The organism is Bacillus sp. ZY-1-1 (assembly GCF_003047165.1).
Classification (GTDB): domain Bacteria; phylum Bacillota; class Bacilli; order Bacillales; family Bacillaceae; genus Bacillus; species Bacillus velezensis.
Genome location: NZ_CP027061.1, coordinates 3,052,501 through 3,077,132 on the forward strand (window position 1 = coordinate 3,052,501; position 24,632 = coordinate 3,077,132).

The 24,632-nt window shown below is 47.4% G+C and carries 26 protein-coding genes, 1 rRNA gene and 1 pseudogene (1 of these 28 running past the window's edge); 9 read left to right on the plus strand and 19 right to left on the minus strand.

The genetic code is table 11. The features are described 5' to 3' along the window. Positions 1 to 1,375 (minus strand): 16S ribosomal RNA (locus tag C5I45_RS15240); it reaches 179 nt to the left of the window's first position. Positions 1,376 to 1,605: 230 nt separating this feature from the next. Continuing rightward, positions 1,606 to 2,490 (minus strand): nucleotidyltransferase-like protein, encoded by an 885-nt coding sequence (locus tag C5I45_RS15245; protein ID WP_003155463.1) that lies wholly within the window; start codon positions 2,488 to 2,490, stop codon positions 1,606 to 1,608. Between the two features lie 202 nt (positions 2,491 to 2,692). On the opposite strand from C5I45_RS15245, the gene C5I45_RS15250 reads away from it, so the two are divergent. Next, a complete protein-coding gene (locus C5I45_RS15250) occupies positions 2,693 to 3,046 on the plus strand; it encodes a YgzB family protein (RefSeq protein WP_003155464.1) in 354 nt (117 codons plus the stop codon). A gap of 34 nt (positions 3,047 to 3,080) precedes the next feature. On the opposite strand, the gene perR is transcribed toward C5I45_RS15250, so the two are convergent. Continuing rightward, the gene (perR, locus tag C5I45_RS15255; protein ID WP_003155465.1) at positions 3,081 to 3,518 is read right to left on the minus strand and encodes a peroxide-responsive transcriptional repressor PerR; all 438 of its coding nucleotides are present in this window, start codon (positions 3,516 to 3,518) and stop codon (positions 3,081 to 3,083) included. A gap of 124 nt (positions 3,519 to 3,642) precedes the next feature. Beyond that, on the minus strand, positions 3,643 to 4,116 hold the full coding sequence (gene bcp, locus C5I45_RS15260) for a thioredoxin-dependent thiol peroxidase (protein ID WP_003155466.1): 474 nt from the start codon (positions 4,114 to 4,116) through the stop codon (positions 3,643 to 3,645). A 158-nt stretch (positions 4,117 to 4,274) separates the two neighbouring features. Between bcp and C5I45_RS15265 the strand changes: the two genes are divergently transcribed. After that, positions 4,275 to 5,564, plus strand: a complete 1,290-nt coding sequence (locus C5I45_RS15265) for a glutamate-1-semialdehyde 2,1-aminomutase (protein WP_007408567.1) — start codon at positions 4,275 to 4,277, stop codon at positions 5,562 to 5,564. A gap of 209 nt (positions 5,565 to 5,773) precedes the next feature. Then, a complete protein-coding gene (locus C5I45_RS15270; RefSeq protein WP_003155468.1) occupies positions 5,774 to 6,838 on the plus strand; it encodes an aromatic acid exporter family protein in 1,065 nt (354 codons plus the stop codon). 78 nt (positions 6,839 to 6,916) lie between these two features. Here the strand turns inward: C5I45_RS15270 and C5I45_RS15275 are convergent, their stop codons facing one another. From C5I45_RS15275 to fabL, 5 genes and pseudogenes are all read right to left on the minus strand, one after another. Beyond that, on the minus strand, positions 6,917 to 8,659 hold the full coding sequence (locus C5I45_RS15275) for an ABC transporter ATP-binding protein (protein WP_141235050.1): 1,743 nt from the start codon (positions 8,657 to 8,659) through the stop codon (positions 6,917 to 6,919). A gap of 82 nt (positions 8,660 to 8,741) precedes the next feature. After that, positions 8,742 to 9,272 (minus strand): nucleoside tri-diphosphate phosphatase, encoded by a 531-nt coding sequence (ntdP, locus tag C5I45_RS15280; RefSeq protein ID WP_003155475.1) that lies wholly within the window; start codon positions 9,270 to 9,272, stop codon positions 8,742 to 8,744. A gap of 135 nt (positions 9,273 to 9,407) precedes the next feature. After that, the gene (locus C5I45_RS15285) at positions 9,408 to 9,674 is read right to left on the minus strand and encodes a YgaB family protein (protein WP_003155476.1); all 267 of its coding nucleotides are present in this window, start codon (positions 9,672 to 9,674) and stop codon (positions 9,408 to 9,410) included. A 159-nt stretch (positions 9,675 to 9,833) separates the two neighbouring features. Then, a pseudogene (locus C5I45_RS15290) lies at positions 9,834 to 9,986 on the minus strand (gamma-type small acid-soluble spore protein); the annotation flags it as partial. A gap of 83 nt (positions 9,987 to 10,069) precedes the next feature. After that, positions 10,070 to 10,822 (minus strand): enoyl-[acyl-carrier-protein] reductase FabL, encoded by a 753-nt coding sequence (gene fabL, locus C5I45_RS15295; protein WP_003155478.1) that lies wholly within the window; start codon positions 10,820 to 10,822, stop codon positions 10,070 to 10,072. Positions 10,823 to 10,903: 81 nt separating this feature from the next. Here fabL and C5I45_RS15300 point away from each other — a divergent pair, with 81 nt between their 5' ends. Beyond that, positions 10,904 to 11,128: a hypothetical protein gene (locus C5I45_RS15300; protein WP_003155479.1), complete on the plus strand. Its 225-nt coding sequence runs from the start codon at positions 10,904 to 10,906 to the stop codon at positions 11,126 to 11,128. Positions 11,129 to 11,134: 6 nt separating this feature from the next. On the opposite strand, the gene mutY is transcribed toward C5I45_RS15300, so the two are convergent. Then, positions 11,135 to 12,229: an A/G-specific adenine glycosylase gene (gene mutY / locus C5I45_RS15305; RefSeq protein ID WP_058906653.1), complete on the minus strand. Its 1,095-nt coding sequence runs from the start codon at positions 12,227 to 12,229 to the stop codon at positions 11,135 to 11,137. Between the two features lie 225 nt (positions 12,230 to 12,454). Here mutY and C5I45_RS15310 point away from each other — a divergent pair, with 225 nt between their 5' ends. Beyond that, positions 12,455 to 13,438, plus strand: coding sequence for a metal-dependent hydrolase (locus tag C5I45_RS15310; RefSeq protein WP_003155481.1), 984 nt, complete (start codon positions 12,455 to 12,457; stop codon positions 13,436 to 13,438). Here C5I45_RS15310 and C5I45_RS15315 read toward each other — a convergent pair. From C5I45_RS15315 to C5I45_RS15340, 6 genes are all read right to left on the minus strand, one after another. Beyond that, positions 13,435 to 16,020 (minus strand): YfhO family protein, encoded by a 2,586-nt coding sequence (locus tag C5I45_RS15315; RefSeq protein ID WP_107994486.1) that lies wholly within the window; start codon positions 16,018 to 16,020, stop codon positions 13,435 to 13,437. The genes C5I45_RS15310 and C5I45_RS15315 overlap by 4 nt on opposite strands. A 36-nt stretch (positions 16,021 to 16,056) precedes the next feature. After that, a complete protein-coding gene (locus tag C5I45_RS15320; protein WP_003155484.1) occupies positions 16,057 to 17,037 on the minus strand; it encodes a glycosyltransferase family 2 protein in 981 nt (326 codons plus the stop codon). Positions 17,038 to 17,247: 210 nt separating this feature from the next. Beyond that, a complete protein-coding gene (locus tag C5I45_RS15325; protein WP_003155486.1) occupies positions 17,248 to 18,108 on the minus strand; it encodes an alpha/beta fold hydrolase in 861 nt (286 codons plus the stop codon). Further along, on the minus strand, positions 18,101 to 18,436 hold the full coding sequence (locus tag C5I45_RS15330; protein ID WP_024085035.1) for an SdpI family protein: 336 nt from the start codon (positions 18,434 to 18,436) through the stop codon (positions 18,101 to 18,103). The genes C5I45_RS15325 and C5I45_RS15330 overlap by 8 nt, the downstream gene beginning before the upstream one ends. An 85-nt stretch (positions 18,437 to 18,521) precedes the next feature. Beyond that, positions 18,522 to 19,049: an SH3 domain-containing protein gene (locus C5I45_RS15335; protein WP_107994487.1), complete on the minus strand. Its 528-nt coding sequence runs from the start codon at positions 19,047 to 19,049 to the stop codon at positions 18,522 to 18,524. Positions 19,050 to 19,180: 131 nt separating this feature from the next. Continuing rightward, positions 19,181 to 19,450 carry a YfhJ family protein gene (locus C5I45_RS15340; RefSeq protein WP_003155492.1) on the minus strand — a complete coding sequence of 90 codons (270 nt, stop codon included), beginning with the start codon at positions 19,448 to 19,450 and terminating at the stop codon, positions 19,181 to 19,183. A 123-nt stretch (positions 19,451 to 19,573) separates the two neighbouring features. On the opposite strand from C5I45_RS15340, the gene C5I45_RS15345 reads away from it, so the two are divergent. The 3 genes from C5I45_RS15345 (at position 19,574) to C5I45_RS15355 (ending at position 21,134) form a co-directional block, all read left to right on the plus strand. Further along, positions 19,574 to 19,726, plus strand: a complete 153-nt coding sequence (locus C5I45_RS15345; RefSeq protein ID WP_003155495.1) for a small, acid-soluble spore protein K — start codon at positions 19,574 to 19,576, stop codon at positions 19,724 to 19,726. Positions 19,727 to 19,870: 144 nt separating this feature from the next. Then, positions 19,871 to 20,782 carry a trypsin-like serine peptidase gene (locus C5I45_RS15350; RefSeq protein ID WP_003155497.1) on the plus strand — a complete coding sequence of 304 codons (912 nt, stop codon included), beginning with the start codon at positions 19,871 to 19,873 and terminating at the stop codon, positions 20,780 to 20,782. Then, positions 20,745 to 21,134, plus strand: a complete 390-nt coding sequence (locus C5I45_RS15355) for a DUF2606 family protein (RefSeq protein WP_046559434.1) — start codon at positions 20,745 to 20,747, stop codon at positions 21,132 to 21,134. The genes C5I45_RS15350 and C5I45_RS15355 overlap by 38 nt, the downstream gene beginning before the upstream one ends. A 39-nt stretch (positions 21,135 to 21,173) precedes the next feature. Here C5I45_RS15355 and C5I45_RS15360 read toward each other — a convergent pair whose 3' ends face one another. From C5I45_RS15360 to recX, 3 genes are all read right to left on the minus strand, one after another. Beyond that, positions 21,174 to 22,367 carry an MFS transporter gene (locus C5I45_RS15360; RefSeq protein ID WP_025650229.1) on the minus strand — a complete coding sequence of 398 codons (1,194 nt, stop codon included), beginning with the start codon at positions 22,365 to 22,367 and terminating at the stop codon, positions 21,174 to 21,176. Between the two features lie 146 nt (positions 22,368 to 22,513). Then, the gene (locus C5I45_RS15365) at positions 22,514 to 22,825 is read right to left on the minus strand and encodes a YfhH family protein (RefSeq protein ID WP_003155501.1); all 312 of its coding nucleotides are present in this window, start codon (positions 22,823 to 22,825) and stop codon (positions 22,514 to 22,516) included. A gap of 6 nt (positions 22,826 to 22,831) precedes the next feature. Continuing rightward, positions 22,832 to 23,623, minus strand: coding sequence for a recombination regulator RecX (recX, locus tag C5I45_RS15370; RefSeq protein ID WP_107994488.1), 792 nt, complete (start codon positions 23,621 to 23,623; stop codon positions 22,832 to 22,834). A 91-nt stretch (positions 23,624 to 23,714) separates the two neighbouring features. On the opposite strand from recX, the gene C5I45_RS15375 reads away from it, so the two are divergent. After that, complete coding sequence (locus tag C5I45_RS15375; protein ID WP_015388526.1) at positions 23,715 to 24,614, plus strand: TIGR01777 family oxidoreductase; 900 nt, start codon at positions 23,715 to 23,717, stop codon at positions 24,612 to 24,614. The last annotated feature ends 18 nt before the right edge of the window (positions 24,615 to 24,632 follow it).

Here is a 24,632-nt window from a genome sequence, read left to right on the forward strand (position 1 = left end):
ATGCTGATCCGCGATTACTAGCGATTCCAGCTTCACGCAGTCGAGTTGCAGACTGCGATCCGAACTGAGAACAGATTTGTGGGATTGGCTTAACCTCGCGGTTTCGCTGCCCTTTGTTCTGTCCATTGTAGCACGTGTGTAGCCCAGGTCATAAGGGGCATGATGATTTGACGTCATCCCCACCTTCCTCCGGTTTGTCACCGGCAGTCACCTTAGAGTGCCCAACTGAATGCTGGCAACTAAGATCAAGGGTTGCGCTCGTTGCGGGACTTAACCCAACATCTCACGACACGAGCTGACGACAACCATGCACCACCTGTCACTCTGCCCCCGAAGGAGACGTCCTATCTCTAGGATTGTCAGAGGATGTCAAGACCTGGTAAGGTTCTTCGCGTTGCTTCGAATTAAAACCACATGCTCCACCGCTTGTGCGGGCCCCCGTCAATTCCTTTGAGTTTCAGTCTTGCGACCGTACTCCCCAGGCGGAGTGCTTAATGCGTTAGCTGCAGCACTAAGGGGCGGAAACCCCCTAACACTTAGCACTCATCGTTTACGGCGTGGACTACCAGGGTATCTAATCCTGTTTCGCTCCCCACGCTTTCGCTCCTCAGCGTCAGTTACAGACCAGAGAGTCGCCTTCGCCACTGGTGTTCCTCCACATCTCTACGCATTTCACCGCTACAACGTGGAATTCCACTCTCCTCTTCTGCACTCAAGTTCCCCAGTTTCCAATGACCCTCCCCGGTTGAGCCGGGGGCTTTCACATCAGACTTAAGAAACCGCCTGCGAGCCCTTTACGCCCAATAATTCCCGGACAACGCTTGCCACCTACGTATTACCGCGGCTGCTGGCACGTAGTTAGCCGTGGCTTTCTGGTTAGGTACCGTCAAGGTGCCGCCCTATTTGAACGGCACTTGTTCTTCCCTAACAACAGAGCTTTACGATCCGAAAACCTTCATCACTCACGCGGCGTTGCTCCGTCAGACTTTCGTCCATTGCGGAAGATTCCCTACTGCTGCCTCCCGTAGGAGTCTGGGCCGTGTCTCAGTCCCAGTGTGGCCGATCACCCTCTCAGGTCGGCTACGCATCGTCGCCTTGGTGAGCCGTTACCTCACCAACTAGCTAATGCGCCGCGGGTCCATCTGTAAGTGGTAGCCGAAGCCACCTTTTATGTCTGAACCATGCGGTTCAGACAACCATCCGGTATTAGCCCCGGTTTCCCGGAGTTATCCCAGTCTTACAGGCAGGTTACCCACGTGTTACTCACCCGTCCGCCGCTAACATCAGGGAGCAAGCTCCCATCTGTCCGCTCGACTTGCATGTATTAGGCACGCCGCCAGCGTTCGTCCTGAGCCAGGATCAAACTCTCCGATAAAGTAGTTTGACTGACTACGCACATCGCTGTGCGATTTATTTAAAACTTTGAATTAACAGGTACGTTTTGTCTTGTTTAGTTTTCAAAGATCATCTCAACCTCATCTCGAGGCGACTTTTTCAGTATAACATTTCAGCGATTTGCTGTCAAATGTTTTTTTTGTTTTTATTTCTCCGCCGCTGCGAGCTTTTTGGTGAAGCACATCAGCGACGTTTAATAATATACCATGCCTATGATTCAGCGTCAACACTTTTTTTGAAAGAATATCCTCGATGATATACTTCCTGCCCTTTGGTCTCTATTTGGGATACTTCAACAAAGCCTTTTTCCGTCAGGTAATCAAGCATGACACCGAGATCTTGGGTGAAGTGCACCAGTTCAGGGTGCTGAAGCAATTCTCCAAACTGCCACATTTCTTTTTCTTTCATCACCTGAAAAAGGTGCGCAGAACCGATTTCAGCTTTTGAATGGATGAGAAAATCATTTGCTAAGAATAATAATTCGAGCCTTTTCTCCAAGCTTTCGTGACTCTCGACAAGTTCGGAATATAGCTTATATACCTGCGGCTCAATGTGACGGACCTGGTTCCAGACTGTCGTTTCGGGATAAAACCCCCGGTCAATCACTTCTATGCGGGCCAAGTGGTGAAGAGCGTGCACTACCGCATAATATGCATCCAGAAAATGATCAGCTTCAAAAAACGCTTTTCCTTCTACAAATCTTCTGATCAGCTTGCCGTATTCCATTCCGATCTTTAATTTCCGCTCGGCGAAAGGAAAAGTGCTGAGCCGGTCATTGAGTTCAGATATATATTCATTGCGGTCAAACAGCACTTTGCCGTTGATGATCCAATCTATGACTCTTCTATTTGTCCCAAGCAGAATCCATTCCTGAAGCAGAGCATCCGTTACAATATGTAAAGAAGCGGTTTTGTGTTCGAATTCATAATGCTTTATAAAAAGAGGTTCATCAGCCTGTTTGACAATGACAAGCATGACCGCATCAAAGTTATCCGTGATGGATGATGCTTTACTCCTTCTCTCAATCATAAGGACGGCCAGCGTATCGGGATGACTTGCTCTTTCTTGGTAAATTGGACGGAGAAGATTGTCCATTACGATTCCTCCAATGCGATTGTTTCACTAGCTATTGTTTCTACATTTCTATGATAAAACATGAAAGTCCTTTTTTCTAAACACATTGCACTATTATAACAAATTTCCTTTCAGGTGCCATATTTATTCTTCCCTTTTCTTACGAAAACATGAAGAATATGCCATCTGTTTTGTGCTATAGTTAAACGAGAGGGGGATGGACATGGCGAAATACTCAAGCAAAATTAATAAGATCAGAACGTTTGCGTTAAGTTTGGTTTTCGTTGGGTTTATCATTATGTACATCGGGCTGTTCTTTAAGCAGTCTGTTTTGCTTGCCAGCTTGTTTATGATTCTCGGCCTGCTGTCGATCGGACTCAGCACCGCCGTTTATTTTTGGATCGGTATGCTGTCCACAAAAGCGGTCCGGGTGATGTGTCCCGCTTGCGAGAAAGAAACGAAGATTCTGGGCAGAGTGGATATGTGCATGCATTGCAGAGAGCCTCTTACATTGGATAAAGGATTGGAAGGCCAAGCGTTCGATGAGTCTTATAACAGAAAAAACAGTGTAAAATAAACGAAGCTGACCGTATCAAAGCGGTCAGCTTCGTTTAGTGGTTCTCTTTTTTGGAACATTCTTGGCAGACGCCGTAAATCTCCAAACGGTGGTGGCTTACCTTAAACCCTGTGACGTGAGCAGCAAGCTGTTCCACTTCGTCAAGCCCGGGATAATGGAAGTCCACGATTTTTCCGCAGCTTTCACAAATGGCGTGATAATGGTCAGAGGTGACAAAGTCAAATCTGCTGGACGCATCTCCGTACGTCAGTTCCTTTACAAGCCCCGCTTCCCGGAATACACGCAAATTGTTATACACTGTCGCAACACTCATATTAGGGAATTTCCCTTCCAAGGCTTTATATATATCGTCCGCTGTCGGATGTGCCATAGAATCCACGAGATATTCCAGAATGGCATGACGTTGAGGAGTAATCCGGACTCCCGTATCCTTCAACGTGTCTAAGGCTTCTTTTAATTCATGTGCAGCCATCCGTCATGCACCTCTCTTCTAAAAAAGATTCTTACTTTATAATGTTTATAATTAGTGTACATCTTTTTCCGGTCTCCTGTCAAATGTAATCTGAAGAAAACCCCGTGAGTTCAGCATTTGTCCATTAATTAGACGCAATTTGTTCCAATTCGCGAAGCGCCTCGGCAACGTGATCTTTCACTTTTACCTTCCTCCACTCCTTCACAAGACGGCCTTCTTTGTCTAACAAAAAAGTGGATCGCTCGATACCCATATATTCTTTCCCAAAATTCTTCTTCAGCTTCCACACATCAAAAGCTTCCGCCAGTTTGTGCTCATCATCAACGAGGAGCTGGAAAGGAAGATCGTGTTTTTGCTTAAATTTTTCATGTTTATCACGGCTGTCAGGGCTTACTCCGATGATAACCGCATCAAGTCCCGCGAAACTTTCGTGCTGATCACGGAAATCACATGCTTCCGTCGTGCATCCGGGTGTCATGTCTTTCGGATAAAAATAGAGAACGACGTACTTCCCTTTAAAATCCGTCAATGCTACTTCTTCCCCGCTGTCATTCACTAATTTCATATCCGGTGCTGTTTGTCCGATTTCAATCGTCATTTCTTATACCTCCGGGTTTTTTATTAAGCGTATCCAATTCACGTTAAGATTACAACCGTTATCCCCCGGCTCTTTTCTGGAAGCATGAACCCGTTGTGCTCGCAATGAAGCATGCTACAATAGAACATGATGTAAGGAGATATTAGGAGGGTCATTTTTTGTATACAAAATCAGTTGAACTTCATAAGGAAGCGTTAGAGCATATCGTCGGAGGCGTGAACAGCCCGTCCAGATCCTATAAAGCGGTAGGCGGCGGTTCACCCGTTGCGATGGAAAAAGCGAACGGCGCTTATTTCTGGGATGTAGACGGGAATCAGTATATCGATTATTTAGCGGCTTACGGTCCGATTATTACCGGACATGCCCATCCGCATATTACTGAAGCGATTAAAACAGCGGCGGAAAACGGCGTGCTGTACGGGACGCCGACCAAACATGAGGTCACTTTCGCCAAAATGCTGAAGGAGGCCATTCCTTCACTTGATAAAGTACGATTCGTAAACTCAGGCACTGAAGCGGTGATGACAACGATCCGGGTTGCACGCGCTTATACAGGCCGCACAAAAATCATTAAATTCGCCGGCTGCTATCACGGCCATTCTGATCTCGTACTTGTCGCTGCGGGTTCCGGCCCGTCTACGCTCGGCACCCCTGATTCCGCCGGCGTGCCGAAAAGCATCGCCAATGAGGTCATTACCGTTCCTTTCAATGACATTGAAAGCTACAAAGCCGCGCTGGATAAATGGGGTTCAGAAATTGCAGCGGTTCTCGTCGAGCCGATCGTCGGCAACTTCGGCATCGTTGAACCTGAAGAAGGATTTTTAGAACAGGTAAATGAATTGACCCATAAAGCGGGCGCGCTCGTCATTTATGATGAAGTGATCACGGCGTTCCGTTTTATGTACGGAGGCGCGCAGGATCTTCTTCAAGTGAAGCCTGATTTAACAGCGCTCGGTAAAATTATCGGGGGCGGCTTGCCGATCGGCGCTTACGGAGGCAAAAAAGAGATCATGGAGCAGGTTGCTCCGCTCGGCCCGGCATATCAAGCCGGCACGATGGCCGGAAACCCGGCATCTATCCTATCAGGCATCGCCTGCCTGGAAGTGCTGAAGGAAGAAGGCGTTTACGAGCGGCTTGATGAGCTCGGCGCCAGACTTGAGCAAGGCATTCTCGCCCATGCGGAGACACATGGCATTACCATCACCGTCAACCGTTTAAAAGGCGCGCTCACGGTTTACTTCACTGATGAAAAAATCGTCAATTACGAGCAGGCGGAAAATACGGACGGAGAAGCATTCGCCAAGTTCTTCAAGCTGATGCTTGAACGCGGCATCAATCTCGCTCCGTCGAAGTATGAAGCTTGGTTTATCACAACCGCACATACTGAAGAGGATATCGACGCCACTTTACAAGCCGTTGAAGATGCGTTCAGACATATGAAAAAATAACTTCTGAAACAAGCGGGAGCCCGGGGCTTCCGCTTTTTCTTTTTGTCCGATTTGTGAGATAATGGTTTTTTCAAAAAAAGACCTTGAATAATTGGTATGATCCCTGTATATTACTTTATTGTTTAGCAAATCAGCCGACAGGGAAATGTAAGTGTCAGCCGTTCGTTCGGCACATAATTTATTAGAGAAAGGAATGCACGCACAAACCAATGAAACTTGGTGCCCGCATTTTTAAAACAGGGATTGCGATTACGCTCGCGCTCTACTTAGCATCATGGATCGGACTTCCGTCGCCGATCTTTGCCGGGATTGCAGCTATATTTGCCATACAGCCCTCTATTTACAGGTCTTTTCTTATCATTATTGATCAGGTTCAGGCAAATATCATCGGCGCTGTCATCGCTACGGTATTCGGACTGATTTTCGGACCGAGTCCGATTATGATCGGATTGACCGCAGTGATTGTCATCACGATCATGTTAAAACTGAAAATTGAACACACCATTTCGATTGCGCTCGTGACGGTTATCGCGATTTTAGAAACACCGGGAAACAGCTTCCTGACGTTCGCTCTGATACGAACAAGCACCGTTATTTTAGGCGTGCTGTCTTCTTTTATTGTGAACCTTGTGTTTCTTCCGCCGAAATACGAAACGAAGCTGACTCATCATACGGTTGAATATACCGATGAGATCATGAAATGGATCAGGCTGACGATGCGTCAGTCTACGGAACACTCGATATTGAAAGAGGATATTGAGAAGCTGAAGGAAAAAATGATGAAGCTTGATCATACGTACCTTCTTTATAAAGAGGAGAGAAGCTACTTTAAGAAAACGACGTATGTAAAGTCGCGCAAGCTTGTTTTATTCAGACAGGCGATTATTACGGCAAATCGGGCGCTTGATACGCTGAAAAAGCTGCACCGCTATGAAAACGAGATTTATCATATGCCGGAGGAATTTCAGGAGACGCTGACAGAAGAAATTGATTATCTGCTTCATTGGCACGAAAGGATTCTGATGCGGACGGTCGGCAAGATCAAACCGCATGATGACGATGCTGAAGAAAGCATAAGATATAAACAGCTTTTGACGAAGTCTTTCTTGAAAAATCAGCAGAACTGCGAGGATGAACTGCTTGATTACAATATGCTCAGCATTATGGCTGCGGTTGCGGAATACCGCGAGCAGCTGGAGCATCTCGATACACTAATTACGAGTTTTCAGACATACCACCCGAAAGACAGCGAATTAGAAACAGACGAAGAGTAACCCGGTGCTTCCGTAAAACCGGGTTTTTTTGCATTCAAAAAACGTATGCCGCCCATTCGGACGGCATACGTTTTTGTATCAGTTCAAATTCTGAATCGTAAATAAGTGTCTGTACTGGCCGCCTTGGGCCATTAATTCCTCGTGCGTGCCGGTTTCGACGACGGCGCCGTTTTCCATGACGACAATTTTATCCGCGTGCGTAATCGTGGACAGCCTGTGGGCGACGATAAAAGTCGTCCGGTTTTTCGCAAGCTTTTCCATCGCTTCCTGAATGTAGTGTTCACTTTCAAGATCAAGAGCCGATGTCGCTTCATCCAAGATCAGCAGCGGCGGATTTTTCAAGAATACACGGGCGATCGAAATCCGCTGCTTCTGCCCGCCTGACAATTTGACGCCCCGTTCGCCGACTTTGGTTTCGTAGCCTTCGGGGAAGTTCATAATAAATTCATGGGCATTTGCCGCTTTCGCAGCCGCAACCACCTCATCCAGAGACGCTCCCGGTTTACCGATAGCGATATTTTCACGAATCGTCTCACTGAACAGAAACGTATCCTGAAGCACCATTCCGACTTGATTGCGGAGGCTTCTCGCTTCATAATCGCGAATATCCGCGCCGTCAATCAGCAGGCTGCCGCCGGATACATCATAAAAACGCGGTATGAGGCTGACAAGCGTCGATTTTCCGCCGCCGCTCATCCCGACGAGCGCGACGGTTTCCCCTTTTGTCACCTTTAAGGAAACGTCCTGCAAAATCGTTTCTTTTCCTTCCTCATAACGGAACGAGACATTTCGGAATTCAACTTCACCCTTAATGCCGTCAGCTTTTAGTGCATTCGGTTTATCAGTCAGTTCATACGGCTCGTCGATAAATTCAAATATGCGGTCCATTGAAGCGATCGACTGGGTCAGCGTCGTCGATGAGTTGATCAATCTTCTGACCGGATTGTACATTCTGTCAATATAGCCGACGAACGCAACCATCGTCCCTACCGTAAGCGGGCCGTTTATGACAAAATAACCCGCAAACGCGATAACAAGCAGCGGCGCCAAATCCGTAATGGTATTCACAACTGCGAACGTTTTCGCGTTCCAATTCGTATGACGGATCGCTTTGTCCAGAAAATGTCCGTTTTTTTCATCAAAATTGGCTTGTTCATAATCTTCAATGGCGAAACTTCTGATAACGGGCATCCCCTGAACTCTTTCGTGCAAATGTCCCTGAACTTGGGCGAGTGCCTGAGAACGCTCACGTGTCAGTTTTCGGAGACGGCCGTAAAAGTATTTCACTGAAATTCCGTATAACGGAAACAAAATGACAGATATCAATGTCAGCTTCACATCGAGTGTAAACATAATACAGATGACGATCAGCACCGTCATCATATCAAGCCAGATATTCATCAGTCCCGTTATGACAAAGTCTTTTGTCTGTTCGACATCATTTATCACCCGGGAAATGACTTCGCCCGTTCTCGTGTTGGCATAAAACCTCAGGCTCAATTTTTGAATATGATCAAACAATCCCCCCCTGATATCGTAGAGCACCCGGCTGCCCGTCCATTGCGCGAAGTATTGCCGATAGTACTCTACCGGGGGACGCAGAATTAAAAACAGCACGAACATGATGCCCATTATCGTGAATAGCGATGATGTTTTAGCGCTTGCCGTTCCGCTCCCTTGAATAATGTCATCGACCACGTATTTTAACAGAAGCGGGAGAGCCAGCGGGATGGAGAATTTTATAATGCCGATTAACACTGTGATAAAAATTTGTTTTTTATAAGGTTTTACAAATTGCATATAGCGTCTGATTACGCCCACACTTTATCCCCCTCTCTCTTTAAGGCGTGTGAGCCCATGTGAAAAACCTGTTGACACCCCAACAGGTTTTTTATTGTATTCTTTATTTTGTATAGCGCAGATACCGTTCATACCACATATCAACAAATTCCGGAGCAAACGGTCCTTTCCGCTGATGAATCCAATGCAGCAGCGTATTCAGATACTCCTTCAGAATGCTGTCGATCTCTTTAGGGTAATTCATTGATTTGCGGTGGTCATCGTATTCATCCTCGTCAAGAATGTTATACGTCATATCCGGAAACACCTTGACATCCAAATCGTAATCAATATATTTGATGGCCTCTCCGTCATAAGCGAACGGCGAGCTGATGTTGCAATAATAGTGTACCCCGTCATCTCTCAGCATTCCGATGACGTTAAACCACTGACGGGCATGAAAGTAGCAGATCGCCGGCTCTCTCGTCACCCACGTCCGTCCGTCGGATTCCGTCACCATTGTCCGGTCGTTGGCTCCGATGATACACAATTCCGTACTTTTTAAAATCGTCGTTTCATTCCAAATTCGATGAAGCAGCCCGTTATGCTTATAGCTGTGAATTTGAATGGTTTCTCCTTCCTTGGGATATCCCATATTTCTCCCCTACTTTCTGTAAAGCCCTGCAGTCAATGCAGCCGCAATTGCTTTCCGACAAGTCTTTTCACTATTATAACGTTACGAATTAAAAAATGAAAATAAAAGAACCACTCCGCTTCCGGAATGGCACATTCATTTCTGCACATAGGAAGACGGCTTTTCCGTGCTGCGATAAGACTGGATGACTTGCTCTGTCTGCCTTTGGAATAACTCCTGTATGCCGGCCAGGTCTTTTCGCTTTGTCGCAATTTCGTCCTGTACATTGTCCAGCTTTGCATCTCTTTCCAGACTGATGAGTTCCGCTTCCACCTGCCGGCAGCGGTCAAGTTCTGACTGCAGCTCGAGAAGCTGATCCATGATTTTCATCTGTTCACTTACAAGCTTTTCAAACTCTGACATCGGGTTCCTCCTTAGGCTTTAGGTTGATACTCCTTACCATTTCGATTTTACGCCGGAAAACCCTTTGACTCATTCTGTAGAGGAATCACAAGTTTTGTCGTTTTAGCAACAGAAAAAAGCACTTCCATCCGAAGATGAAGTGCTTTTTCGTTTCAGTGATTAGCTGTTTTGCTGTTTGTTTTGTTCAGCAGATTGGTTTTGCTTTCTAACCTGCTGCGCATCAGTTTCACTGCCGAATTCAGTGCCGTATTGACCCTGACCGGAAGCTGATTGCTGGTTTTGTCTTTTCACCTGCTGAACGTCTGTTTTGCTGTATTTTGAGTTTGCCATTGTTATCACCTCCACGCACTTTAGAATGCGCAGGAGACGATAAGGCTATTCATCTTTTTTAAAACTTATACGAGCAGAGAGCGTCCGCCGTCAATAATGATGGTCTGGCCGCGGATCATGTCCGCTTTTGAAGAAACTAAAAACTCCACCGTGTCGATCATATCTTTAATCTCGACCATTCTGCCGGCCGGCGTATTTTGGCGGGCATCTTCCAGCAGTTCATCTCTGTTAGGGAAATGCTTCAGCGCGTCCGTATCAATCGCTCCGCCTGACACCGCGTTTACGATGATGTTTTTCGGAGAAAGCTCAACCGCCAGATAACGGGTTAACGATTCTAAAGCGGCTTTTGAGACACCGACCGTCGTATAGTTTTCAAGATAGCGGATGCTGCCGAGCGAGCTGATGCTGACGATGTGGCCGCCTCCGTTTTTCTCCATCATCTTTGCCGCTTCCTGGGCGCAGAAAAGCAATGCTTTCGCGTTGATATTCATCGTCCAGTCCCAGTGTGTTTCTTCGAGTTCCATAACCGGTCTCAGCACGCCTGAAGCCGCATTATTGACGAACACGTCCAGTCTGCCGAATGTTTCGTCAATCTGGCGGAACATGTCTTTGATTTTTGCCGGCTGGCCGACATTAGCTTTAATAACGAGCGTTTTAACGCCGAGTTTTTCAATTTCTTCGGCGGTTTCTAATGCCGCTTTTTTACTGCGGGCGTAATTGATGACGATATTGTATCCTTTTTCCGCGAGTCTGATGGCGGCTGCTTTCCCGACGCCTCGGCTGCTTCCCGTGATCAGTGCGCATTTATTTTGTTCCATTTTTCCTCAGCTCCTTGCTGTGTATAGTTCTTTTCATTCAACAAACAATAAAAGCAATATCTGTTGAAAGGGGTCTTTTATATGTATGTCGGACGTGATATGGGCGAATTGGCCATGATGCCCAAACAAGATTGGAGAGATTCAGAGCTCGCCTATTTCCATCATGCCTTCCAGCAAATTATGCCGTATTTAAACGAAGAAGGCCAGTCCAAATACCGGGAACTGATTCAGGAAATCGAAGCCCGCGGCGGACTGAAACGGAATGAAGCGGATTACGGCCACGGCACTCGCGTCAGCTATGACTGACGCTTTTTAGCGGCCGCTTTCTTCCGCCATTTTCCATATCTTTTGATGGGAAACGGGAAATGCGTATTCCTTGAGCTCCTCTTTTGTGACCCGTATGAATTCCGTTGTATCCGACACTTGTTTTACTTTACCGAAAAAGACCGAAATATTCCAGACGAGATGGGTGAAAACATGTTCTACGATGCCTTCCAGCTCCCCGATTTCAGCGGTTATTCCCATCTCTTTTTCTAAATAGGCTTCAAGCTGCTCTCTTTCGGTTTTGATTCCTTTCTGGGTTTCGGTATTCGGAAACTCCCACAAGTTGGCGAGCAAGCCTTTTGGCGGCCGTTTATGAATATAGACATCGCCTTGTTCGTCTGTCAGCACAACGGCTGCCATTGTTTTTATTCCGGGCTTTTTCTTTTTGCTTTTAACGGGCAGCTCCCGCTCTGTCCCTTCCGCAAATGCCGAACAGTGCTTTTGTACGGGGCAAAGCAGGCATGACGGTGATTTCGGGGTGCAGATGATCGCGCCGAGCTCCATTAAACCCTGATTGAATTCAGATGGTTTTTCATGAGAAATGAAAGCGGATACCGCCCGTTCGAAAATGGTTCTGGTTTTAGGTTTTGCGATATCGTCCCATATGGAAAGAATTCTCGACATGACACGCATCACATTGCCGTCTACGGCGGGAATCGGTTTGTTGTATGCGATGCTGAGCACGGCGCCTTTTGTATAAGGGCCGACGCCTTTCAGTCCGCCAAATTCCTTTTCCCCGGCAGGGACGACTCCCCCGTACCGCTCATGTACTTCTTTTACGGCACTTTGCAGATTTCTTACACGGGAGTAATAACCTAGCCCTTCCCAGGCTTTGAGCACTTTTTCCTCATCGGCTTCAGCGAGCGCCGAAACGGTCGGAAATTGCTCAACAAACCGCCGGAAATAAGGAATGACGGTATCTACGCGCGTCTGCTGCAGCATCACCTCTGACACCCACACCCGATACGGGTCCTGATTTTCTCTCCACGGCAGAATTCTCTGTTCTCTTTCGAACCATGTAATTAAGTCCTCGCGAAATTTGTCTATATCTTTTTGTTTCATTTTTTCTTCAAGTGCGTTCATATCTTCTCCTCAGATGTTTCGGGTTCCGCTTTTCTTGACACTGTATTTTGGTGTAAACTAAGGGCACGTTACGATAATATGTTACATTAAATAGTGATAAAGAAAAAGCGGAAACATATGAGAACGGCGGATAAACGCCATGATTGGGCAAACAGAAAATGGGGAATATCTTATAATGCGAAATATGCGGGCGGCTGATTTTTAACGCCTGCTAGGAGGTCAACAATGGATACTGGCACTCACGTTGTCATGGGTATCGCGCTTGGCGGAATCGCAACTCTTGATCCTGCCGTCGGCATGCACACCCCCATGTCTCAGGCAGTAATGATCGCCGCGCTTGCCGGCTCTCAGGCACCTGATATTGATACCATATTGAAGCTGAAAAATAATGCCGTTTATATTCGAAATCATAGAGGATTCACGCACTCCATTCCCGCCGTATTATTTTGGTCCGTTCTGATTCCGGGCATTTTGTTTATGTTTTATCCGGAAGCGAACTTTTTGCACCTGTGGCTGTGGACGCTTCTGGCTGTCGTTTTGCATGTGTTTGTTGACATTTTTAACGCGTACGGCACACAGGCCATCCGCCCGTTTTCGAGAAAATGGATCGCTCTCGGTTTAATCAATACCTTTGATCCGTTTATTTTCGTCAGCCATTTGGCCGCGATTGCCGTGTGGTATATCGGAGGTCATCCGGGCGTGACATTTCTGATGCTTTATATCATCCTCGCAGGATATTACGCCGTCCGGTTTTTGATGCAGCTGCGGATAAAGCGAAGGCTGCGCGAAATGATTGAAGAGGAGATTGAAACCATCATTATTTCGCCGACGATGAAATTCAGGCAATGGCGTATCGCCGTGACGACGGCGCATGCCTTTTATGTCGGCAGAAGCCTTGACGGCCATGTCGTGATATTGGATACATTCAACCGCGTGCCCGTTCCGGAAACCGATGTGATGAAGGCCGCGAAACAGGACGAAAATATTGCAGCCTTTCTTTCATTTTCCCCCGTTTACAGGTGGGAGGTCGATACTTTTAAAGATCATTATGAGGTGCGCTTTATTGATTTGCGCTACCGGAGCAAAGGCCACTATCCTTTTGTCGCCATCGTCCACCTCAGTCATGATTTAGAGCTTCTCTCTTCCTACACGGGCTGGATTTTCAGCGAGGAAAAACTGCAGAAAAAATTAAAGCTCGGCTCTGTTTAAGAGCCGGGCTTTTTTTGTCTTCTCACATATAATGCGGCAAACACGAGGCTGATCACCGATAGAGCGGCCGCGGGTTTAAAAAACGGCGGGTAATACGTTAATTGAATATCGTTTTTTCCTTTTTGCGCTTTAAATCCGATGAAGGAATAATCCGCTTTTTCAATCTGCTCTTTTCTGCCGTTTATCTTCAGCTCCCAGCCTTTTTCATATGGAATCGGAAGCATGATATACGGCGCGCTGGTTTTGTTTTCATACGAGATATGAAGCGTATTTCCGCGCCATCTGAGATCGGCCCGCGGTTCTTTTTCCGCTTTTCGGTATGCGTTTTTCAGCGTATCGTACCGTTCTTCGTAAAGCGCCAGCCTGTCAAGCTGATACGATCCTTTCGGCAGACGGATTTGGATGTTTTTTGTTTTCGGCACTCTGACAGCAAGATCGTTGACACCTGTTTTGTAAATGGATTGATTCGATTTTCTCGTTGTTGTGTAATCGTTCACTTTTAATGTAAAGCCCTGGTCCTTCGCTTTATTCTTCAAATAAAAGCTGACGTAATAATCGCCGCCGTCCATCTTAGCGGCTTGCGGCGTAATGATCAGGCCGCCGCCGTCTTCATTTACCGTCAGGATGCCGTCTTGATAATCGGCATGGTCGGCCGTTACCTTTGCCTGACGGATCATATTTTTCGCCTCAGGCGCTTTTTTCGTGTTGGCTGCGCTTGATTCCGTGATGATCCCGTCAAGCATTGCCCGTTCTCTGGCAAGGGCGGGCGCTTTTTTCAGACCGTCCTCGTTATATACGCGATCAGCTGTGCGTACGAACGGAAGCATATATTGATTTTGATAAACCGCATAATGGGATGATTCCATGATTTTTTTGAACCCGTACGGCACGCCGGCCCCGTTAGTTTTTTCCGTCATATAATATTTTCCGTAAAGCAGGCTGTATAAATTAGCCCTGTTTCCTAATGTCGCATAACGGCTGACGCTTTCTCTGCCCATGTCAATCCGGAGGTCGTTCCAGTAAAAGGACAGCAGATTGCTGTTCAGTATGCTTGAGTATACGCTGAATCCGTTGAACCCGTATATGATCGGGGTGTTATTGAAAACACCGTTCATCCAATCCAAACGGGCAAACGGATCAGGGTCTTTTTCTTTCAGGCGCTGAATGAGCTCTGTTTGTTCTTTGCCCTTATAGTCAGGACCCGTCATAAAGGTATGCGATACCGTATAAATCTTCCCGCCTTCTGATAACGCATATTTTTCATATGTATTAGCCGTCAGCACCGCCGTCAAGAGAATGACGGCATAGACGGCGGGCACCGCGCCTTTCAGTCTTGTCTTTGCTGCAAGGAAAGCGGCAATGGTCAGCCCCAGAAGGAGCAGGATAGGCAGGTTGGCCTGATCAGAAATATCCAGGCTGAACCGTCTCACTTGGCTCCAATAGAGCAGAACGGCGAGTACGGCGGATATCAGCATACTCTTCATGCTGATGTCTGAAAGCTTAGAAAGCCCTGCTGCAACCGTTCCTGCAATCGTGAAGCACAGGACGTATTCAAACCTGTTTTGCGGAGCTGAAAAACCGTTAAAGGCGCTTGCCGCAAACGGACTGAAGTGAAACAGAATGTACAGCAGACTGATTCCCGCAAACAGCCGGAACAGCCGGTTTTTATATAAAGAAAATGTAAATAGAAAAAGTAAAAAAACCGCCGGCAGAATGATTATCCGGCTTGAAAATAAAATGTTGTCGGAAAAATCAAGCCATGCAATATGGTCAGAATACGGCGGCCGCAGATTATGAAGGTATCCGTATACGACAGGGATAAAGGAAACTGCGCTTATGCCGAACCCGAGAAGGCCCGACAGAATAAATATCCTGCATTGAATGAGCCTTTTCGCTTCATTGCCTTCAAGGGGGATCATCCACCTGAATAAGATATAAATGCCGATGAAAATCAGATTAATATACGCAAAATAAAAGTTGTTGATCAATGTCAGCGCACAGGCGAAGATAAACCACGCCGGCTTTTTTTCCCTGATGATTTTTTCCGCGCCGAGCACGAGCAGCGGCAGCCACACCATACTGTCAGTGAAAAAGTCCCAATACACCTCGTGCCGGAAGTAGATAATCGAGACCCCGTACAACACGGCGCCGGCAAAAGCAGGCACCGTCCGTTTGACGAAATAGCGGAACACATACGCCGCCATGAATATGATGAAACTCTGCTTGGCGATGCTGATAAAAACGGAGGCCTGTGCCCAAAACAGCGCATCAGCCTCACCCGTCAGCTGAATAAGCTGCAAAAAGCGGACAGCGGCGGAGATAAACAGGAATAGAAAAGAAGTAGAGAAATAATAGCCGAGCTGACTGTACACTCCCCCGCCCAGTCCGAACGAATAGCTGTAAAACAGCCTGCCGTTCATATATTGATCAAACAGCAGCTTTTTGAAGACCGCCATTTGGGCGATCCCGTCTCCAGACCCCGTCATATAGCGGCCTTCCGACCACTCTTTTAAGAAAAAAATATGAGCGGCTGCCGCAGCCAGCACACAGGCTGCCGGCAAGATCCATTTATTTTTTTTCATACAACGTCCCCAGACCCTGCGCACAGCGGCGGCTGTTTAATGGTTCCACTTGCGCTTTTTTGTATAATTCGTTTCATTTTGTTCTCCGTACGTTATATTCGCTTCTTTAATTAAATAGTGCGGGCGTTTTTTTGTTTCATAGTAAATCCGGCCGATGTATTCTCCGATGATGCCGAGACTCAAAAGCTGGATGCCCCCTAAAAACAGCACGGCGGAAATAATGGTGAAGTATCCGGGTACGGACACGCCGTGTGTCAGAATATGAACAAAGGTCGTTACAATATAAACCATCGACAGAAGCAATATCAGAATACCGGTGAAAAAGCATACCCTGAGGGGCTTGTTGTTGAAGGAGACGACACCGTCCATTCCGTAGTTGAACAGATTGCTGAATGACCATTTGGACGTGCCGTTCTTCCTTTCGACATTTTCATAAAATACGATTTTCTGGTCAAACCCGATCCAGCAGAACAGCCCTTTCGAGAAACGGTTCCCTTCACTCAGCTTCAAAAGGGCATCAACGGCCTGCCGGCTCAGCAGGCGAAAATCTCCGACCCCGTCACGCAAGTCCACTTCGACGGCTTTGTTGATAAATTTATAATACAGGGAAGAAAGCACGGAACGCACGGGGCTGTCCCCTTTTCGGTTGCGCTGCGCGATGACTTGGTCATACCCTTCTTCATAGCCTTGAATGAAGTCTTTCAGCAGATGGGTCGGATGCTGCAGATCGGCGTCCATCACGATTACCGCTTCGCCCTGCACGTGTTCAAATCCTGCCAAAATGGCCGCTTCTTTCCCGAAGTTGCGGGAAAAAGATATGTATTTGACGCGATGGTTTCTGGCGGCCAGTTCTTTAATCTGCTGAAGGGTGTCATCCGCGCTTCCGTCATTGATGTAGAAAATTTCATAGTCATAATGAATCGTCTGAAATTCTTTTTTTAAAGATTCATGAATGAGCTTGACGTTGTTCCCTTCATTGTAAGACGGAATAATAATTGAGATTAACCTTTGTTTCATGAAGGCACCTTCTTTGTATTATTCTTTTTTTAGGACGGCCTTAAAGGAATTGTCCGCAAAACTTCAGTAAGGCTTTTCCTTTTTTTAATGACGTTTAAACCCTTTTTTTGTTACAGGGAAAGAAATTTTTTTCTGCATATGATTTATATTTTGTCATGTTTTTCGGCAGATATGAGAAAAAAAAGAAAAAGTCTGTACGCGGGACAGACTTTATTGCTGAAGGTATTCATGAATCAAATGGCTGACGATGCGCGGTTTTTCGTGAATGACCCAATGTGAGGCATCATCTATGAAGATTAAGTCGCCGTTTGGAATCATCCGTTTTGTTTCCTTGGCGAGCTTTTTGCTCAGCGCGCGGTCGTTGACGCCCCATATTAACCGGTACGGAACGGGCATTTTAAGCGGAACGGCAGGGCCTAAACCGCCGGCTCTGATCGCCCGGTACCAGTTCAGCATCGCCGTGAGCGCTCCTTTTCTGCCCCATGCTTCTTTGTAGCTGTCGACATCTTCCCGTGAAAAAAGCGCCGGGCGTTCAGATAAGCCGATCGCGTGATCCAATACGCGGTAATCGTCTTCAGACAATCTCCGTTCCGGCTTTTCCGGAAGCTGAAAGAAAGCGATATAAGAGCTTTTCTTCCACTGCGGCGGGTAGAACGGTGTGACCTTCCGCATAACCGCCGGGTGCGGGATATTGACCGTGATCAATTTTTCAACGTATTGCGGCCGCGTGGATGCCAAATGCCAGGCCACGGCTCCTCCCCAATCATGTCCGATGACGACGGCTTTGTCATCTGTAAAATGAGTGATCAGCCCGATAATGTCGTCTCTGAGCGTATCAATGGTATAGTTTTCAATGCCCTCCGGTTTGCCACTGAGATTATAGCCGCGCTGATCAGGCACGACAACATGGTATCCGGCATCCGCCAGCGGTTTGATCTGACTCTTCCAGCCGTACCAGAATTCCGGAAACCCGTGCAGCAGCACCGCCAAAGGACCGTCTTTCGGACCGGCTGAAGCCGTGTGCAGCGTCACTCCGTTTGTTTCGATCATGTGAAACGTAATGTCATTCATCGATTCTCCTCCCCGTTTGTTTCAATCTTCTTTCTGTTAAGACGATGATCAGTACGCTGATCGCGATCAACAATACGGCCTGAACGATCAGGGCGAACGGCTGAGTCTGCCGGATAAGCAGGCTGACCGCAAATCCAGCTGCCGCCGAAATAAGGCCGAACAGAATCATGAGGAGCGCACTGAATCGATTGCCTTCTTTCCACTGCGACTCATCCGCCATAGAGCGCTTCGTCCGATATCCGTACAGGCTGTTGATCGACTTCGGCGGAAAAAATGCGACTGAAATGCCGGCCGCAGCCATCAGAAGGCCGCCGATTACCATTATCATATCCGTCACTCTCCTTTTCATCTTTTACGAAAGGAAAGGCGAAAGGTTTCAGAAAAAAAGCAGGCTTATTCGCCCGCCTGAATCTTTACTTTTGAGTTAAGTCGGCCGTTTTCACATAACCTGCTTTCCCGCCGTATGTGACGTACGCCCATTTACGGTCAAACCCTCCGTCATGGCTGAACCCCCAGCCGAGCACATTGACGGTTTCACCCGCTTTAACGGACCCTTTTTTGCCGGTTTCCAAAGTCGGCGTATAAAAATCGGTTTGTTTCGCGGTCACCGCCTTCACCGGCTGCTTCATCAGAAAATGCGTGGAAATATAGGCTTTGTGACCTTTGTAGTCAATTTCAGCCCAATCTGCTCCTTGAAGCCGTTTAACCTTTACGGAATCCTCTGAACGAAGCGTGCCGATAATCCGCCCTTGTTTATTGGGTTCTTTGCGGACATTAAGTTCTCCTGCTTTCACGATATATGTATCTGCTGCGGTGTCTATTTTTGTCTGATGAACTGCTGAGGCATTCGCTGCCGGATCAAAAAAAACGGTGCCTGCGGCTAAAAATAAGCAAAGTCCTGCGGCCGGAATAAATGCGGTTAACCCCTTTTTCATGTTCATTGTGGTTCCTCCCCGCTATTTTATAAGTTATTACACATTTCCACATTCCGCCGGTCGTCAAACATGATTTTCCCATTTCTTTTATAAAAAGAAAAAACCGCCGGACGGTATCCGGCGGGCGCACTGCTATATTAATGCAGGAGACCCCTGCTTTGATCCAAATAATGAGAAACGTCTTCCCGAACGCTTTGGAACATATGGAGCTTGCTGCCGTATGATTCGATCCATTCCTTGACGACGCGTTCCGTCATTTGCTCTCCTTGGTACGGGCGGCCGGCTTTTGCGTAAGTCGCTTCGAAATCTCCCCATAAAAGCTCAACCCAAGTCCGCGCTTGCAAATAGCTGAGCATGTCATTTTTCTCAAGCAGCAAATTCGTCAGTTTGTCGATATATGTATTCATGTCTCTGTCTCCTTTCCTTGGGAAAACCTGCTGCTTTTACGCAGCTTGTCACAGGCATATACTAACTTTACGTCTTCAGTCCAGAAGGCGCAACCTTTTGATATTGGCCGAGGGGGAAAACAAATGGTCCGGAACAAGGCAAAAGGATTTCCTAATCAGAACAATAATAAGTTTGAAGGCGAACCGCGGGCAAAGGATGACTACGCTTCTAAACGGGCGGACGGTTCAATTAATTCGCACCCGCAAGAGCGCATGAGAGCTTCAGGCAGACGATAACACACACCGTAAGAGACCGGGAATGACCCGGTCTTTTTTTTGCGGAAAAAAACATCCTCTTGCGGTCATAACGCTAAATAAATTCCATAATATGTTAAATGTTAAACCGCAAGCCGGTAGACAAAAAAGGAGGGGTTTTATAAAATGAAGACAGTTTCAAAACGATTGCTGAGCCTTACCGCATTCTTACTGTCAGTTTCATTATTTGCTGTTTCAGCAGAAGCAGCGGGCAGCCCGCAGACATCTGTATCAAACAGCGGTGAGGAGTTTGACGCAAATCAGAATCAGCCTGTACAAACAACACAGACATCCCCCGCTTATGAAGGAACGGGTCTCACCAAAAGACAGCTTGCACAAAACAGCAAAGCTGACATCAAGTCATTAAAGCCTTCCAGTATTATTGGGACAGACGAACGAATCAGAATTTCTCCCACAACATCATTTCCATATCGCGCGACAGCACAGCTGACCGTTACATACAGCGGCAGCACAAGCACCTACGGATGCACCGGTTTTTTTGTCAATGCCGACACGATCGTTACGGCGGGACATTGCGTGTATGATCAGAAAAACGGCTGGGCATCGAAAATTACGGCAGCTCCCGGCCGCAACGGGTCATCGTACCCGTACGGCTCTTATTCAGGCAAGACCTTCTACAGTGTCAAAGGGTGGACAGAAAACGGTGACACAAACTATGACTACGGCGCAATCAAAGTAAACGGGTCGCCCGGGAATACTGTCGGCTGGTACGGCTATCGGACGACCAACAGTTCCAGTCCGGCCGGGCTTTCCTCAACCGTGACAGGGTATCCGTGCGACAAAGTGTCCGGTTCCATGTGGTCGGACAGTAAGCCGATACGTTCTGCCGAGACATATAAACTCACTTACACGACAGATACGTTCGGCTGCCAGAGCGGATCGCCCGTTTACCGCAATTACAGCGACACCGGCCAGACCGCCATTGCCATTCATACAAACGGCGGGTCGTCTTACAATCTGGGAACAAGGGTGACAAACAGTGTATTCGACAACATTCAATATTGGTCAAATCAATAAAGCTTTTGTCTTCTTTCTCGCGGCAGCCGTTTTATGCGGATGCGGCAAAGCGGATGATTCCGCCGCAAAAAAAGCACTGCCCGTTACGCTCCATGTTGAGGATGCGGACGGTTCACCGGCGGCCGGTGTGACGGTTACCGTGATGAAAGCGGCGGAGTCAGATCATCAGCCGAATATAGACCGCGGAGAGATAATAGGCAAGACTGATCACCACGGCGAGATGACATGGAAAAGCAGCGCGAAAGGAACCTATGCCGTTGTTTTTGAAAAAGACGGGGTACCGGAAACCCGGAATATTTCCTTAGCTGAGAGCGATAAACATACGGTGATCAGCATTACGTTGAAACATTGAAAAAAGCTTGCAGGCGGAATATCCCCTGCAAGCTTTTTGTTATCCTTTATGCACTTGGTATTCATAAACATCTTTCTTCTCAGACAGATGAGCGAACGTGGAAAGCACAAGGCCGAGAGCCGTCATCAGCGCACCGCCGGCAAACAGCCATGAGTAAGATCCCGTTCCCCCGAGAATCAATCCGCCGATCCAGGCGCCGAGCGCGTTTGCCAGGTTAAAGGCGGAAACGCTCACCGCTGCGGCGATTGTCGTGCCGTTTTCAGAGGAGGAAATAACCTTGGTCTGCAAAAGCGGCGGCGTGCCGAACGCACATGCGCCGAACAAAAATGTCGCTGAAACGGCTGCGGCGGGAAAAACAGCGATATAAGGAAAAATCGCCAAGACGCCGATCAGGCCGATCATCACACCGATCATCGTGCGCGTCAGCAGTTTGAGCGGCACTTTCCCCGCGAAGAAATTCCCCGCCACTCCGCCGAGACCGTAAGCAAATAATGCGCCTGTAATGCCGACTGTGCCGAACCCCGCTGAATCTCTTAAAATCGGCTCAATAAACGTGTAAGCGATAAATACGCCTGAATAGCCGAGAATGGTGATCGCAAAGGAAAAAATCACTTGTTTATGCTTAAAGACACTCCATTCATTCATCAGCATCGGAATCACTTTCGGTTTTCGGTTCGGTACGACCAGCATCAGTCCGATCAGCCCGATCAAGCCTAAAACGGAAATAATGAAAAAGACGGCCCGCCAGTTAAGGGCATCCCCTAAATAAGAGCCGAACGGAACGCCGAGCATCAGCGCCACGGTTAATCCGCCGTTCATGGAAGCCGCGGCGGCGGAACGTTTTTCAGGCGGCACCATTTCACTCGCAAACACCATGGCGATCGCAAAAAAAGCTCCGTGAATGGATGCGGATAAAATTCTGGAAATCGCCAGCACGGCGAAGTTCGGCGCAAAGACGCTCATCAGGTTGGCAAGTACGAAGATGCCCATCAACCCTAGCAGCACCGGCTTTCTCGGCAGCTTAACCGCGATAATGGTTACGATCGGGCCCGTCAGGCAGACGCTTGCCGCGTACGCCGTAACAAGCATGCCCGCTGAAGATACATGTATATGAAAGTCATCGGCAATCGACGTCAGAATACCCATGACAGCATATTCCGTATACCCGATGGAAAATGTGCAAATCATTAAAACAAAAATCATTAATTTCACAGATGGCTGTTTCATTTTGATATTCAACGCAAATCGCCTCCTTTTTATTAAAAAACAACGAATTCCATCTTAAAAGATATCAAAAATGAATTCAATCATTTTTTACTGAAAGGTTGAAACGAATGTGCCCGAAAAGAAAAAGAGGCCGGAACCGGCCTCTTTTGTTATTATTTTTCTTTTAAAACGGAAATCGGCAGTGCTTCTTCCCCGTCAGACGGGGAAGATCTGTGTCCCCAGGCGAATACGCCGTTGATGTAATCAATGCGGAAAGTGTCATCAGAACCTTCTATCTGATACACCCCGCCGGGCCGAAAGTCTTCCGGGTTCAGCATGTAAGCTTTGGCCATCGTAATTTTCCGTTCAAGCACGGCCAGTTCATTTACAATGCCCATCTGTTCCGCTTTACGCGCTTTTTCCGTCAGTCCCGCAATTTCTGTCTGTAGTTCATGAGGCGTCATTTGACTGTATCGTTTGTCCATTTCAGTTTACTCCTCTTTCTGCAAGAATTGATCAATATCGTCAATCGAGAATCCTTTTCTGAATAAGTACTGTTTGACCTTCATTCCGCTTTCATAGCTGCCGTCATAGCGGTATTTCCTGATCGCTTTTTCCGCATGAGCCTTCAGAGCTTCCATCTCGGCTTCATCATCATTTTCATACTCCGTCTGCTCCAGAGCGGCATTGATGACGTCGAAAGGGAAACCTTTTCGCTGAAGCTGCATCTGCGCCCGCTGTCTGATCTCTTTTGTGGACAGCTTTTTGTCTTTTTTGAGGATTTTGCCGATATGTTTCAGCGCTTCTTGTATCTGCTCATCAAATGTAAACGCGCTGAGCGTCTCCTTGATGGTATCGTCGTCTATTCCTTTCGCTTTCAGCTCGCGGAACAGGACGTCAGGGCCTTTGCCGTTTGTTTTTTTGTGGGTGCTCGCATAGGCTTCGGCAAATTCTTTGTCATTTAAGTAGCGGTAATCGTACAGTTTATGGATGACTTCAGAAATGACCATGTCCGGTGTTTCTTTTTTCTTCAGGTGATCCCGGACTTCTTTTTCAGACCGCATCCGATATGATAAAAATTCTACGGCGCGGTTAAAGGCTTTTTTCACGTCATCACCGTGCTGGATTTCAAGAATGTCAAGCTCGTCCAGTTCTTTCCCTTTTTTCAGGTCAAAACGCACAAGCACGTCGGCGTCGACGCTGAATGCATATTTCTCATCAAGAAAGATGTTGAAGCGCTCGGTATTTTTCTTTTGGGTCGATATTTTTGTAATAAACGGCATCCCGGTCTCCTTTCCCGCCCCGATGTTCAGGCGTTTTTCTTTTTGGCAAATGAGGTACAGTATATGTATCAACGTGTAAGGAGAGATGGATATGAATATCGCGATGACAGGCGGCACTGGTTTTCTGGGCCGGCATCTGACAGGTGTGTTTACCCGCCGGGGACATCATGTCTATATTTTATCAAGAAAACAGAGAGAAACCGAACAAAAAAATGTGACATATGTTCAATGGCTGGCCGAAAACGCGGCGCCTGAGCGCGAGCTTCCCCCTATTGATGTATGGGTGAACCTCGCCGGCAAATCCATCTTTGACCGCTGGACGGACACAACGAAGGAACAAATCATTTCAAGCAGAATAGAAGCGACGAGAGAAGTCAGACGGATTATGAAGCAGCAGCCGAAAAAACCCCGGACTTTGATTCAGGCAAGCGCCGTCGGCATTTACGGCACAAGCACAGAGAAAACGTTCACTGAGCAGTCCGATACGTCAAATGAAGACTTTCTCAGTCATACGGCTCATATGTGGGAGCGTGAAGGCCAGAAAATTGAAGCGCTCGGCATCCGGACGGTATATGCCAGATTCGGCGTGATGCTCGGTGAAAAAGGCGCCCTGCCGCTCATGGTTCTCCCTTATAAGCTGTTAGCGGGCGGCACCGTCGGCTCTGGACGGCAGTGGCTGTCATGGGTTCATGTCGATGACGCCGCGGAACTTATTGCTTTTGCGGCGGAGCATGATGACTTGTCCGGTCCCATGAATGTGACATCGCCGAATCCCGTAGAAATGAAGCAATTCGGAAAGACGATCGCAAGCGTCCTGCACCGCCCCCATTGGATTCCCGTACCGGAATTTTTTCTGGAGAAGGCCTTGGGAGAAATGAGCCTGCTGATCGTAAAAGGCCAGCGCGCCCTGCCTAAGCAGGCGATGACATCCGGTTTTCAGTTTACGTATGAAGAACTTGAGTTGGCTTTAAAGGATATCTTATCTGCATAAAAACGGAAATAAAAGCCA